The sequence below is a fragment of the Bradyrhizobium sp. Leo78 genome, from assembly GCF_059512425.1.
In genome coordinates, this window is record NZ_JCAMOT010000019.1 from 115,387 (window position 1) to 128,173 (window position 12,787).

13 protein-coding genes are annotated in these 12,787 nt (G+C 65.0%); 2 read left to right on the forward strand and 11 right to left on the reverse strand.

Going from position 1 to position 12,787, the window contains the following annotated elements; genetic code table 11:
- Positions 1 to 65: 65 nt before the first annotated feature.
- The 3 genes from AC5ZG1_RS23520 to AC5ZG1_RS23530 form a co-directional block, all read right to left on the reverse strand.
- Entirely contained in the window at positions 66 to 791 is a 726-nt protein-coding gene (locus tag AC5ZG1_RS23520) for a hypothetical protein (RefSeq protein ID WP_496134202.1), read from the reverse strand.
- Positions 792 to 911: 120 nt separating this feature from the next.
- Complete coding sequence (locus tag AC5ZG1_RS23525) at positions 912 to 1,157, reverse strand: hypothetical protein (RefSeq protein WP_028168688.1); 246 nt, start codon at positions 1,155 to 1,157, stop codon at positions 912 to 914.
- Positions 1,158 to 1,296: 139 nt separating this feature from the next.
- Complete coding sequence (locus AC5ZG1_RS23530) at positions 1,297 to 2,277, reverse strand: NAD(P)H-dependent flavin oxidoreductase (RefSeq protein ID WP_463327360.1); 981 nt, start codon at positions 2,275 to 2,277, stop codon at positions 1,297 to 1,299.
- A gap of 111 nt (positions 2,278 to 2,388) precedes the next feature.
- Between AC5ZG1_RS23530 and AC5ZG1_RS23535 the strand changes: the two genes are divergently transcribed.
- Complete coding sequence (locus AC5ZG1_RS23535; protein WP_496134203.1) at positions 2,389 to 3,951, forward strand: AMP-binding protein; 1,563 nt, start codon at positions 2,389 to 2,391, stop codon at positions 3,949 to 3,951.
- A gap of 129 nt (positions 3,952 to 4,080) precedes the next feature.
- Here AC5ZG1_RS23535 and AC5ZG1_RS23540 read toward each other — a convergent pair whose 3' ends face one another.
- The 8 genes from AC5ZG1_RS23540 to AC5ZG1_RS23575 all read right to left on the reverse strand — a co-directional run bounded on the left by AC5ZG1_RS23540 (position 4,081) and on the right by AC5ZG1_RS23575 (position 11,455).
- Complete coding sequence (locus AC5ZG1_RS23540) at positions 4,081 to 6,102, reverse strand: ATP-binding protein (protein WP_456643600.1); 2,022 nt, start codon at positions 6,100 to 6,102, stop codon at positions 4,081 to 4,083.
- Positions 6,103 to 6,323: 221 nt separating this feature from the next.
- A complete protein-coding gene (locus AC5ZG1_RS23545) occupies positions 6,324 to 7,097 on the reverse strand; it encodes a thioesterase family protein (protein ID WP_496134204.1) in 774 nt (257 codons plus the stop codon).
- 11 nt (positions 7,098 to 7,108) lie between these two features.
- Complete coding sequence (upp, locus tag AC5ZG1_RS23550; protein ID WP_130229832.1) at positions 7,109 to 7,744, reverse strand: uracil phosphoribosyltransferase; 636 nt, start codon at positions 7,742 to 7,744, stop codon at positions 7,109 to 7,111.
- A gap of 172 nt (positions 7,745 to 7,916) precedes the next feature.
- The gene (locus tag AC5ZG1_RS23555) at positions 7,917 to 8,885 is read right to left on the reverse strand and encodes an NAD(P)H-dependent flavin oxidoreductase (RefSeq protein ID WP_496134205.1); all 969 of its coding nucleotides are present in this window, start codon (positions 8,883 to 8,885) and stop codon (positions 7,917 to 7,919) included.
- Positions 8,886 to 9,103: 218 nt separating this feature from the next.
- Complete coding sequence (locus AC5ZG1_RS23560) at positions 9,104 to 9,658, reverse strand: hypothetical protein (protein ID WP_456643604.1); 555 nt, start codon at positions 9,656 to 9,658, stop codon at positions 9,104 to 9,106.
- Between the two features lie 214 nt (positions 9,659 to 9,872).
- On the reverse strand, positions 9,873 to 10,454 hold the full coding sequence (locus AC5ZG1_RS23565) for a YqaA family protein (protein ID WP_130229835.1): 582 nt from the start codon (positions 10,452 to 10,454) through the stop codon (positions 9,873 to 9,875).
- Positions 10,455 to 10,516: 62 nt separating this feature from the next.
- On the reverse strand, positions 10,517 to 10,915 hold the full coding sequence (gene hisE, locus AC5ZG1_RS23570; protein WP_028168679.1) for a phosphoribosyl-ATP diphosphatase: 399 nt from the start codon (positions 10,913 to 10,915) through the stop codon (positions 10,517 to 10,519).
- A gap of 114 nt (positions 10,916 to 11,029) precedes the next feature.
- Positions 11,030 to 11,455 (reverse strand): hypothetical protein, encoded by a 426-nt coding sequence (locus AC5ZG1_RS23575; RefSeq protein ID WP_028168678.1) that lies wholly within the window; start codon positions 11,453 to 11,455, stop codon positions 11,030 to 11,032.
- 239 nt (positions 11,456 to 11,694) lie between these two features.
- On the opposite strand from AC5ZG1_RS23575, the gene AC5ZG1_RS23580 reads away from it, so the two are divergent.
- A complete protein-coding gene (locus tag AC5ZG1_RS23580) occupies positions 11,695 to 12,753 on the forward strand; it encodes an ABC transporter substrate-binding protein (protein WP_456643605.1) in 1,059 nt (352 codons plus the stop codon).
- The last annotated feature ends 34 nt before the right edge of the window (positions 12,754 to 12,787 follow it).

The following is a 12,787-nucleotide window of genomic DNA, read 5'->3' on the forward strand; positions in this document are numbered from 1 at the left end:
GTGCGACCAAGCGCAACGTCGCGGATGAAGGAGATTTCAAAAGACGCGAGGGCGGAGCGGCGCGCTCAGATCATCGCGGCGACTTTTTCCAGGCCGATGACGCGGGCGAGCGAGCGGACTTCGTTCTTCTGGTCTTCGCGGAGCTGGAACAGGAGCGGCATTGCCGCCGATTTCAATTGCTGCACTTCATCGGAGTCCGGATCGATCGGCACGCCGTTCGCATTCGGATCAGCCTGGCGCTTCTGGTGGATCTTGCGGGCGACGGCGCGGAGCGCGGTCTCGACCGCCGGCCAGTAATATTCCTGCGACGAGGTCAGCTTCAGCCGATCCTTGATGCCGGCGATCTGCGCGTCGCTGAGCAGCGCGTAGTTCTTCTGCGGCGCGGGCTTGGCGGCAGCCTTCGGCTTCGCGGGCGCCGGCATGGTCGGCTGGGCGGCTGCGGGCTGGTTCGCAGGCGGCTCGGTCAGTTTCGGCAGGCCGACATCGGCCGGCTCGGCCGAGGCATAGGCCTGGCGCAGGGAGGCCGTCAGGTCCGGGATGGCGGCCTGGGCCTGCGCCTGAAGCTGCGCCTGCGCCGGGGTCTGCGGCTGCGGCTCATAGGCGGCGAGCGCGTAGGCCACCACCGCGAGGCGGTCCTTCTTGCTCTCCTTGTTGGAGACGGGATGAACGGGCGCGGCGTCTTCCGCGACACTGCGCGGCATCGGCACGCTGTCACGGCTCAAAATGCTGGTGGCGGCGGCGCCGACCACGAGGAAGCAGGTCAGCGCGATGATGGTCATGGCCCTGGTCAACGACGTCTCCATCCCGGCCGGATTACCCTTTGAAATTGAACGCCAATTGCGGCGTTAGCATGCCCTCGGAACCGCCAAGGCGGGAAAAGGCCGAAAAAATCGTATCCAAGAAAGCGAAAATCAGGCCGCGACGGCCAGTTCATAGGCTTCCTGGATGTCGGCGACGATGTCATGGGCCTCGAACAGCGCGGACCCTGATACCGAATGCAGGCTGATGGTCCAGTTGGTCCGGCGGGTGCGGGGCATCCTGACGACGTCGAATTCGACGTTTCGACAGAGCGGATGGCGCTGCAAGGCGTGGCGGACACGGGTCCGAAGCTCATCAAGGGTCGCGGGGGTTTTGGTGAGAGAGGCCTCAAGAAGCACGTCGCATCCCCTTTGGTCCTGCGCCAGCCCGGCCGTGGCGGCGGGCTGTCCTGCGCGGCTATTGTTGGGGCGAACGTGGTTAAGGCCGGGTTAAATAGTGAACACAGGGTTGCGAGCCAGACGGCAGGATGGGTACCAGCTAGGAGAGCTCGATACGGCGCGCCGCTGCACGATATTCCTCAACCGTCCGCGCCACCAGTTCATCCACCGCGAGCACGTCAGTCACGCCGGAGACCGAATGGCCGGCGCTCCAAATGTCGCGCCAGCGCTTGGGGCGGCTTTCGCGGGCGCCGATGTCGATATCCTTGCCGATGTCGATGGCCCCGCGCTGCGGCAGGTTGTCCGGGTCGAGGCCGGCGGCTTCGATCGAGGACCGCAGCATGTTGGTCTGCAAGCCGGTGAAGGCGGTGGTGAGCAGGATGTCGTCAGCGCCGCTTGCGACCAGCATCTGCTTGTAGCGCTCGTCCGCCATGCTCTCGCGCGTGGCGATGAATTTTGTGCCCATATAAGCGAGGTCGCAGCCGAGCGCTTCGGCGGCGCGGAGGGCGTGGCCATCTGAGATGCCGCCGGCGAGCACGATCGGACCATCGAAAAAGGCACGGACCGCGCGCACGAACACGAACGGATTGAGCCAGCCGGTCTGCCCGCCCGCGCCCGCGGTGAGCAGCACCAATCCGTCGGCGCCGGCCTCGACCGCGCGCTCGGCATGGCGGATCGATGCGACGTCGGCGAACACCAGCGCGCCTGTATCATGCAGCGGTGCCAGTACAGGCGTGGGCGAGCCGACCGAGGTGATGACCATCTCCGGCTTGTGACGCAGCAGCACCTCAAGATCCTGCGGCAGCCGCGCGTTGGAGCGATGCACGATCAGGTTCGGACAGATCGGCGCGGCCGTCTTCCCGCTCGCGTCGGAATGACGCTGCAATCGATCTTCGATCTCGGCGAGCCATTGATCGAGCTGTTCCGTCTCGCGGCAATTCACCGTGGGGAACGAACCGATCACGCCATTGCGGCAGGCGGCGACCACCAGCTCGACGCCGGAGACCAGAAACATCGGCGCCGCAATCAGCGGCAGCGCGAGGCGTTCGCGAACGCGCGAGCGAAAGTTGTCCGACGGCAAGGCGTTCCTTCCCTCTCCCGGCTTGAGCCGCTTCCTTGTTGTGCTAGCGTCATCGTCAACATTGGCACGAAGAAATGCCAGACACAAAATCGGCAGGGAGGAATCTTTCAGATGAGCCATCCGCTCCATGCGTTTCCACCGGTATGCGAACAGACGCTGCGGGCGCTGGCACGCTATCCCTCGCGCACGGCCTTTAGCTGGCCTGATGGATCGATCACCTACCAGGGCGCGACCGACCTGATCGGGCGGATCCAGAACGTGTTCATGCGGCTCGGCTTCGCGCCCGGCACCCGCGTCGCGCTGCTGAGCGCCAACCGCGCCGACGCCTGGTGTGCCGGCGTCGCCGCGCAGCTCGCGCGACTTGCGATCACCTGGCTGCATCCCTTGGGATCACTGGACGACCAGCTCTTCCAGATCGAGGATTCGGACGCGCAGATGCTGATCATCGATGCCGCGACCTTCCGCGACCGCGGCGGCGACCTCGCAACGAAGGCCACGAATATCAAAACCTTGTTTACCCTCGGCCCGGCCGATTACGGCATCGACCTGTTGCAGGCGATCGAGCAGGCGGGGCACGCTACCGCGCGTTGCCTGGCCGGACCGGACGACATCGCGACGCTGAACTATACCGGTGGCACCACAGGCAAATCCAAGGGCGCGCTGCGTTATCACCGCGAATATGGCGGCTTCGCCGGCGCGATCCTCGCCGATTTCGAGATCCCCGACACGCCGCGCTATCTCACGGTGGCGCCGATCAGCCACGTTGCCGGCACCAAGGTGCTGCCGACGCTGATGCGCGGAGGCACCGTGCACATGCTCAAAGGTTTCGATCCCGAGGCCGTGTTCAAGACGATCGAGCGGGAGAAGATCAACTTCACGCTGTTCGTGCCGACCATGATCTATGTGCTGCTCGATCATCCCGCGCTTGATAAGACCGATCTCTCCTCGCTTGAACTGTTGCTTTATGGCGCCTCGGCGATGTCGCCGAGCCGGCTGGTCGAAGGCATCGAGCGGATCGGGCCGGTGTTCTCGCAGCTCTACGGCCAGACCGAATGCTATCCGGTGTCGGTGCTGCGCAAGGCCGACCACGATCCGAAGACGCCCGAGCTCCTCCTGTCCTGCGGCTTCCCGATCGCGGTCTGCGACGTGAAGATCCTTGATGACAATGACGAGGAGGTCAGAGCCGGCGAAGCTGGCGAGATCTGCGTGCGCGCGCCGCATGTGATGGCGGAATACTGGAAGCGGCCCGACACGACAGCGGAGACACTGAAGAACGGCTGGCTGCATACCGGCGACATCGCCCGCGCCGACGAGCGCGGCTACATGTACATCTTGGATCGCAAGAAGGACATGATCGTCTCCGGCGGCTTCAACATCTTCCCGCGCGAGGTCGAGGACGTGCTGTCGCAGCATGCCGATGTCGCGATGGTCGCGGTCGTCGGCGTGCCCGACGACAAATGGGGCGAAGCGGTCACCGCTGTCATCGTCGCCCGCGGCGGCGCGCGGCCGGATGCCGATGAGCTGATCAACCTGGTGAAAGCGAAGAAAGGTCCGGCGCACGCGCCGAAGCAGATCCGTTTCGTTGAAGCATTGCCGATGACCGGCGTCGGCAAGGTCGACAAGAAGGTGCTGAAGGCAAGCTTCTGGGCCGGCCGCGAGCGGATGGTAGGGTAGTCGGGCGGCGCCGAAATGCTCCGACGTCATTGCGAGCGGAGCGAAGCAATCCATCGCGCCACTTGCGGAGGCGTGGATTGCTTCGTCGCTTCGCTCCTCACAATGACGTGGAGAGAGCTGGGGCGACGTTCACCGCAGCAATTGGTCCAGCCGATCGCGCAACTGGTCCTGATGATATGGCTTCGCCAGCCGCGGCAGGTCGACCTGCACGCCGTCGGGCAATTCGGCATAGCCGGTGGCGAGCAGGATCGGCAGCGACGGACGCACCTTGCGGGTGGCGGCGGCAAGCTCGAGCCCGGTCATCCCAGGCATCACGTGATCGGTCATCATCAGATCGAGCGGCTGCTCGCTGCGGAGGATATCGAGCGCATGCAGGCCCGAGGTGGCGCCAATCACGTGATGACCGAGGTCCTCCAGCATCTCCGTGGTCGACATCGCGATCAAGGGATCGTCGTCGACGAACAGGATCACCGCGGAGCGCTCCAGCTTTCGCGACGGCAGCTGCGGGCTCGCTGCTTCCGCCAGTACGGTCGCAACCGGCAGCATCAGCGTTGCGGTGGTGCCCTGGCCTTCGATGCTGGAAAGCTGCAGCGTGCCGCCGAGCTGCACGGCGAGCCCATGCACCATCGACAGTCCGAGCCCGGTGCCCTTGCCGAGCGGCTTTGACGAGAAGAACGGCTCGATCGCGCGCTTCAGGATCTCCGGCGACATCCCGGTGCCGGTATCGATCACCGACAGCCTGATATACCTGCCCGGCTTGAGCGCCGGATCCTTCACGGCCTGATCTTCCGACACCTTGATGTCGATCGCGCCGCCATCGGGCATCGCATCGCGCGCGTTGATCGCGAGATTGAGGATCGCAAGCTCGAGCTGGTTGGCGTCGATCCGCGCCGGCGGCAGGGCTTCGGGCAAATCAAGATGCAATGCGATCCGCGGCCCCAGCGAGCGTTCGAGCAGATTGCTCATGCCCTGGATCAAGACGCGCAGATCGACCGGCACCACGCGCAGATCTTGCTGCCGGGCAAAGGCGAGCAGCCGCTGTGTCAGCGAGGCGCCGCGCTCGGCCCCCTGCATTGCGCCGTCGATGAGACGATGCAGGCGCTGGTCGCCCGGCAGACGCTTGCGCAAGAGTTCGAGATTGCCCATCACCGCCATCAGCAGATTGTTGAAGTCATGGGCGATGCCACCGGTGAGCTGGCCGACGATCTCCATCTTCTGCGCATGGCGGAGCTGCTCCTGCGCCTTTTCGCGCGCGGCGACTTCTTTCAGGAGGTCGGCGGTACGCTGTTCGACGCGCTGCTCCAGCGTCGCCGTCAATTCCGAAAGCGCAATGCGCTCGGCTGCGAGCTGCGCCAGCAGGTTTTCGCGCTCGATCTCGGCGGTCTTGCGCAAGGTAATGTCGGAGCAGACGCCGACCAGCGACCTGAGACTGCCGTCGGGCCGCCGCACGGCGCGGGCGCGCACGTCGAGCCAATGCTGCGAGCCGTCCGGCCAGATCACGCGGTATTCGATCGCGTAGTGCTTGCCGGTGCGGATGCTTTGCTCGAGGACGCCAAGTCGCCGCTCGCGGTCGTCGGGATGTACGGCGTCGAGGAGCTCCGGATAGGTGAAGTGCTCGCTCGCGCGACGCCCGAAATAGGCCTTGCAGATGTCCGAGGCCTCGAGCTCGAATTCCGGCAAATGCAATTCCAGCGCGCCGAGCTGGCCGGCATTCAGCGCGGTCTGCAGCAGGCTCTCGCTCTCGGTGAGATCTTCGAGAATGGCGCGGGTCTGGTACTGGCGGCGCCGGCCACGCACCGCGGAGCCGACGATGCTCGCAAGCGTGGTGGGATGAAACGGGCGCTCGATGAAGGTGACATTGCCCAGGATCTTGCCGAGCCGTACCGCGCCCGGATCACGCTCCAGGCTGCCGCCCTGGGTCAGAAGCACGATCGGGAAATCTGACCATGCCGGCTGATCGTTGAGCCATCGCGTCAGGTCGGTCAAATCCGCCCCCTTGATCGCGTCGTCGGCAATGACGGCAAGGCCGGCGCCGCTTGCGATCTCGCGCCTCAGCACAGCGAGATCACCGCAGATGTTGGCGTAGTAGCCGGCGTCGCGGATCAGGCAGGCAGTCTCGACCGCTTCACGCTCGCTCGAGGCAAGGACCACCGCACGCTCCGAGGAAGGACCGGGCCTCACAACACGCTCCGGCTTGAAAAGGACTTGGCTGCAATAGGATAGGAAGTGTCGACGGCTGACGCTTGCCTGGCAGCGAGCGTCAGTCCGCCGGCGGCTAAATCAACGCGCTTCATGATGGCCCTCGACGAGTGCCAAACTCGCCCGGCCGCGAAGCGTTCCAAGGTGAGGCAGCGATTTTTCGCCGCGTTGCTCTACCGCTTCTCGATTACGAGGCTTTGCACGGCGCGGCCGAAATAGCCGCGCTCGTCGGCGAGACGCGACATCGCAAGCCCCGTCCCGTCGGGGCCGATCCAGCTTTCGCCGTCGAGCAGGATCCACTCGCCGACCGGTTGTCGCGAAAGGCTCACGGTGAGGTCGGCATTGATGAAGGTCCACTCCCGGAAATCGAGCGCGGACGAAGTGCCGTTACTGAAATCGGCGGCGACCACCGCGCGCATGGCCTGCGACACCGGCGATCCCGCGATCAGCGGCCGCTCGACGCGAAACCAGATCGCGGCAGGACCAACCATGCCGAAGCGGCCGCGGGCGGCGCGCATCGAGATACATTTGGTGAACGGGCTGCCGGCGTTATCGGCAGGCTCGAACGTCGATTGATCGGGGCCGGGAAGTCCGAGCGGCAGATCGACGACATCCGGCGGCAATGCCTGTGCCTGCGACTTGATCCGCAGCACGGAGGCCGCGACCACAGGCACACCTTCGGCCAGCAGCCGCACGCCGCAGAGCTGGATCTTGCGGCCCTCGCGCAAGATCTCGGTCTCGATGGCGAGCGGCGCGACCGGCACCGGCCGCATCAGGTCGATGGTGACGCGCGCGATCTGCATCGGCACCGGCGTGGGCAGGGACTCGGCGGCCCACACCACCAGCGCCGCGGGCGCGGAACCGTGCTGCATCTGCGGATGCCACGGGCCGGCGGCATCCGGGCTGGTGACGACCTTGTTGCCGTCAACGCGGAAGATGGGGTCCATGATAACTGGGCCTATTTGGTGCCGAACATGCGATCGCCGGCATCGCCGAGGCCCGGCAGGATGTAGCCGTGGTCGTTCAACCGCTCATCGATGGCCGCGGTCCAAAGCGGCACATCGGGATGCTCCTTCTGGAAATGAGCAATTCCCTCGGGAGCGGCCAGCAGGCAGACGAAGCGGATGTCGCGCGCGCCACGCTTTTTCAGGAGGTGCGCACCGGCGACGGCGGAATTGCCGGTCGCCAGCATCGGGTCCATCAGGATCGCGGTGCGGTCGGCCAGATCGTGCGGGGCCTTGAAGAAATATTCCACCGCTTCCAGCGTCTCGGGATCGCGATAGAGCCCGATATGCGACACGCGCGCCGACGGCACCAGCGCGAGCATGCCGTCCAGGAAGCCGACGCCGGCGCGCAGGATCGGCGCGAAGGTCAGTTTCTTGCCTGCGATCATCGGCGCCCGCATCGGCATCAGCGGCGTCTCGATGTCGACCAGTTCGAGCGGCAGGTCGCGCGTCACCTCGTAGCAGAGCAGCATGCCGACCTCGTTCACGAGTTCCCGGAAACTCTTGATCGACCGGTCACGCTCGCGCATCAGCGTGAGCTTGTGCTGTACCAGCGGATGGTTGACGACGTTGACGGCGGCGGCGCTCATGGCGGTATTTGTCGCACAGGCGTGATGGCTGCATCAAGGGTGTGCGGAGCGTCCACTTGCGCTTGCTCCGTCATGGCCGGGCTTGACCCGGCCATCCACGCGTTTCCGCAACGCGCCAAGAACGTGGATGCCCGGGACGAGCCCGGGCATGACGAGACACGATGCGAGTTATTCACAACGCCGGATCGACGGCTTCCTCGTATTCCTTCTTGAAGCGCGCGATCAGTTCGGCGGCGGGCACGATCTTTTCGACGCTGCCGACGCCCTGGCCCGAGCCCCAGATCTCCTTCCAGGCTTTCGGCTTCGCCCGCTCGCCGGAGGCGTCGGTGCCGAAGCTCATCTTGGAGGGATCGGAGGTCGGCAGATTGTCCGGGTCCATGCCGGCGGCGACGATCGACGGCTTCAGGTAATTGCCGTGCACGCCGGTGAACAGGTTGGAATAGACGATGTCTTCGGCGGCCGAGCCGGTGATCATGCTCTTGTAGCCTTCCACCGCATTCGCCTCCTTGGTCGCGATAAAGGCCGAGCCGATATAGGCGAAGTCGGCGCCGAGGACGCGCGCGGCGCGGATCGCCTTGCCGTTGCCCATCGCGCCCGACAGCGCGATCGGGCCGTCGAACCACTGCCGCGTCTCCGTAACGAAGGGGAACGGCGACAGCGTGCCGGCATGACCGCCCGCGCCGGCCGCCACCAGGATCAGGCCGTCGGCGCCCTTCTCGATCGCCTTGCGCGCGAACTTCTGATTGATCACGTCGTGGAAGACGATGCCGCCCCAATTGTGCACGGCCTGATTGAGCTCCTCGCGCGCGCCGAGTGAGGAGATGATCATCGGCACCTTGTGCTTCTCGCAAAGCGCGAGGTCATGATCGAGCCGGTTGTTCGACTTGTGCACGATCTGATTGACCGCGAACGGCGCCGAGGGCCGTTCCGGATGCGCCCTGTCATAGGCCGCGAGTTCTTCCTTGATGCGCCCCAGCCATTCGTCGAGCAACTCCGGCGGCCGCGCGTTCAGCGCCGGAAACGATCCGACTACGCCGGCCTTGCACTGCGCGATCACGAGATCAGGCACGGAGATGATGAACAGCGGCGCACCGATCACTGGAATCGACAGACGGCCCTTGAATAACGCAGGCATGGACATCAGTGAAAATCCTTCGGGTTAGCTCGGAAGAGAGACTGGGCTTAAGATGCCAGACGTCATACCAGCAGGGCAATCTTTCCAGTGTCAAGTATTGCGTCTTGGCGCTACTGCCGTAGCCCGGGTGAAGCGGAACGCGCAACCCGGGCATCTGTGGCAGCGTTTACCAGCGGCCCCGGGTTACGCTGGCGCTCCACCCGGGCTACGAGCGCTACAGCGCACTACTGGCAGATCGCCCGCGTGACGAAATTTTCCGTCCGGCAGTCGTTCGGCTTGCGTTTGTGGCCGGGCAGGAACACGATCGGCGAGCATTTCTCGGCGGCATCGGTGTCCAGGCTCTTGCCTTCCTTGTAACCCTTGCTCTGGCAGAGCCTGTCGGCACCGGCCTTGCAGTCTGGCGCGCCGTTGGCTGCCACCAGGCAGGCCGCGCGGCCGGTGACAATCAATGACGGTCTTGTGAGGGCAGACAGGTTCTCGCCCGCATCCCTGGCGCTGTTGTTGAGGTCGTCGACGGTCTCGCCCGGGCTCTTCAAGGACGGCAGGATCGACCTGGACTTTTCGAACAGCTTGCCGATCTCGTTGATGAGGCCGGGGTTCTCCTCGCGCGCGGGTGGCGGAGCTTGGTTCGGCTGGGGCTGTGACTGGACACCGAGCGAGATTGGAGGCGCGGCCTGCGAAAAAGCGAGATCGGAGGCGAGCATCAGTGTCGACACGACAACAGCCGCCTTGGCGACGGGCGGTCCGATGCGAAACGAAAGCTCGACTCGATCAAGCATGCCGAAGCGTAACCGAGGACGACGACACGGCAAAGCGCTTTACGCCACACCTATCGCCCTCATCCCGAGGAGCCGCGCAAGCGGCGTCCGAGGGATGGGCCACGGGCTCGATTGGGGCCTCATGGTTCTGAAGGCGATGCGACGCATCGTCCGGAGACGGCGCTTACGCGCCTCCTAACCATGAGGGGTTAGAGCACCGGTTTGTCGCGCAGGATCAAACCAGCTTGAAGGCGATGTAGAAGCCGAACACCAGCACGATTGCGCCGAGCGCGACGTAGAAGCCCAGCCGCTTCTCCAATTCCTTGCGGATGAAATCGCCGTAGCGGTTGAGCAGGACCGCGACAATGAAGAAGCGGCCGCCGCGCGCGACGATCGAGCACAGGATGAACAGCCAGATGTTATAGCCGGCAAAGCCCGAGGTGATGGTGACGAGCTTGTAGGGGATCGGGGTCAGGCCCTTGAGCAGGATGATCACCGCGCCCCATTCGGCATAGGAGGCGCGGAAGGCGTCGACCTTGTCGCCGAGGCCGTAGATGGTGATCAGCCAATGGCCGACCGAGTCATAGAGCAGCGCGCCGATGGCGTAGCCGAGCACGCCGCCGGCGACCGACGCGATCGTGCAGACGGTGGCAAACCACCACGCGCGCCTCGGCTGCGCCAGCGACATCGGCAGCAGCATGATGTCGGGCGGAACCGGGAAGAATGAGCTTTCAGCGAAGGCGACCGCCGCGAGAATCCAAAGCGCGTAGGGCTTGTCGGCGGCGTCGATGCACCAGTCGTAGATCCGTTTCAGCATGGGCGCGATCAACCATCATGGAGCGCATTTGTCCATGCCGGCAAAAGAGGATTGTTGGCGGGTCAGCGCCGCTTCCGCAGGCTGCTTTCGAGCGCGACAATTCGCCGCCGCACGACCGGCTCGGCCGACGGCTTGGCCAGTCTGGCGCCAGTCTTCGGCAGTTTTTCGGCGATTCCGAGCAGATGTTCGCGCCGTTCCATCTCTTTCCAGACATCCTCCGGCTTGACGCCGGCGGCTGCCCACAAAACAGTCAGATTATAGAGAAGGTCGGCGCTCTCGCGCACCACCGCGTCGGTCTTGCCGCTGAGGGCATCGATCACGACCTCGATCGCTTCCTCGGCCAGCTTCTTGGCCATCTTTGACGGCCCGCGCTGAAACAGCCGGGCGGTGCGCGACGTCGCCGGATCGAGATGCCGGGCCGCGAGAACCGCCTGATAGAGCCGTTCGACCGAATCACTCATTTCTCAAGCCTAATTCAAACCTCTGGCCAGCGTGTTAACGGGCAACCATGACACGCAAAAAAATCCACCGGCCGCGCGGGCGGCCGGTGGATGTCGTTGCGATCAAGATTACGTTTACCAGCTCGCGATCGGGTGACCGCGATAATACGGCACGCCGCGGCCATAGCCGCCGCCGTAATAATACGGACCGCCGCCATAGTAGGCCGGACCACCGTAATAGACCGGGCCGCCACCATAGTAGCCGTAGGAATCATAATAATCACGGCGGTTCTGGGCGGCGGCGATCGCAAGCCCCGCGCCAACGATGCCGGCAAAGGCGGCCGCAGCAGCCGCGCCACCACCGCCACCGCGATAGTATCGCCGGCGCGCGCTGATATCGGTGACGTCACTGGTGCCGGTCTGCGCCGTGACCTCCTTGGCCTTCGGGGCCGAGCCCGCATAGGCCATCGACGGCTCGACCGCCGTCAGCGCGACCGCCGCGACGGTGGCCAGCGCGGCTCCGCGGCCGATCGATGAAAACACACCTTTTCGCGCAAACATCTGAGTAGTCCTCCGTGGAAGCTCGGCCCGTCGGGCCACTCACAGCCAACCACGGGTGCGATCCTAAGTTCCCCAAACCAAACGCAGGCTGAACGATCCCTGGCGAAATCGTGGCAGTCATCAAGCATTCAGGTTAGAAGCGGCAGAATGGCACCGCTGAACGGGCGAAAACGCGCGTTCGGCGTCACGAAACAGACATACCCAGCGCGACAGATTGTCTCGCGTCTCCTGACGTCATCATGCGCGTAACCTCAACTTCCACCCGCCGCGACTTCCTGGGCCTTGCGATCGGCCTCGGCGCCAGCCTGTGCCCTCGCGCAAGCCGCGCGCAGAGCGCAGGCGCCGCCAAGCAGCCGATCACGATCCAGCTTACGCTCGACCGCCCGATCGACGCGGCGGCGTCGCCCTTCGTGATGGCAGCCGTCGGCGGATCGTTCGGTGCGGAGGGACTTGCGGTCACCACCAACATCGTCAGCGGATCGCAGGACGCGATCGCGCGCGTCGGCGCGGGGATGAGCGATTTCGCGCTGGTCGACATCAACACGCTGATCCGCGCGCGCGACCGGCAGGGCGCGGCCCCGGTCAAAGCGATCTTCGTGCTGTTCAACCACGCGCCCTACGCCATCATCGCGCGCAGGAGCCGCGGCATTCGCGCCCTCTCCGACATCGAGGGCAAGAATCTCGGCGTCGCCGAGGGCGATCTCTCGATCCGGCTGTGGCCTGCGGTCGCCAGGCAGAACGGCATCAAGCCGGCAAGCGTGAAGCAGAGCAGCATCAGCGCCGCGGTCCGCGAGCCGATGCTGTCGGCCGGACAGGTCGACGCGGTCACCGGCTTCTCCTATCTGTCGGCGATCAACCTGCGCGATCGCGGCGTGCCGGCGGACGATCTCGCGGTGCTGCGCTTCGCAGACTACGGCTGCGAGGCCTATGGCGCCGCGCTGATCGTCAACCCGAATTTGGCAGCCGCCAAGCCCGAGGCCGTGAAGGGCTTTGTGCGGGCGGCGATCACGGGAACACATCTTGCGATCAAGGACCCGGGCCGCGCGGTGACCGAGGTGGTAAGCCGCATGGACGCCGGCTCGCGCGAACTGGAATCCGAGCGGCTGCGCGCCATCATCGGCGACAACATCCTCACCGCGGAAGTGAAGCAGCACGGCCTCGGCGGCATCGATACGGTCAGGTTCGAGCGGTCGATCGACCAGATCGCGGAGGATTTCAAATTCCAGAAGCGGCCGACCGCGGCGGATATTTTCGATGACGCGTTCCTGCCGCCGGCCGACGCGCGCGTGGTGAATTGAGCAAGAGTAGCGCTCGCCGTCATTGCGAGCGCAG

Coding starts and splice junctions, on each gene's coding strand:
- AC5ZG1_RS23535 (WP_496134203.1), top strand. CDS start 2,389: ATGAGCCATCCGCTCCATGCGTTTCCACCGGTATGCGAACAGACGCTG.
- AC5ZG1_RS23545 (WP_496134204.1), bottom strand. CDS start 7,097: ATGGACCCCATCTTCCGCGTTGACGGCAACAAGGTCGTCACCAGCCCG.
- upp (WP_130229832.1), bottom strand. CDS start 7,744: ATGAGCGCCGCCGCCGTCAACGTCGTCAACCATCCGCTGGTACAGCAC.
- AC5ZG1_RS23555 (WP_496134205.1), bottom strand. CDS start 8,885: ATGTCCATGCCTGCGTTATTCAAGGGCCGTCTGTCGATTCCAGTGATC.
- AC5ZG1_RS23560 (WP_456643604.1), bottom strand. CDS start 9,658: ATGCTTGATCGAGTCGAGCTTTCGTTTCGCATCGGACCGCCCGTCGCC.
- AC5ZG1_RS23565 (WP_130229835.1), bottom strand. CDS start 10,454: ATGCTGAAACGGATCTACGACTGGTGCATCGACGCCGCCGACAAGCCC.
- hisE (WP_028168679.1), bottom strand. CDS start 10,915: ATGAGTGATTCGGTCGAACGGCTCTATCAGGCGGTTCTCGCGGCCCGG.
- AC5ZG1_RS23575 (WP_028168678.1), bottom strand. CDS start 11,455: ATGTTTGCGCGAAAAGGTGTGTTTTCATCGATCGGCCGCGGAGCCGCG.
- AC5ZG1_RS23580 (WP_456643605.1), top strand. CDS start 11,695: ATGCGCGTAACCTCAACTTCCACCCGCCGCGACTTCCTGGGCCTTGCG.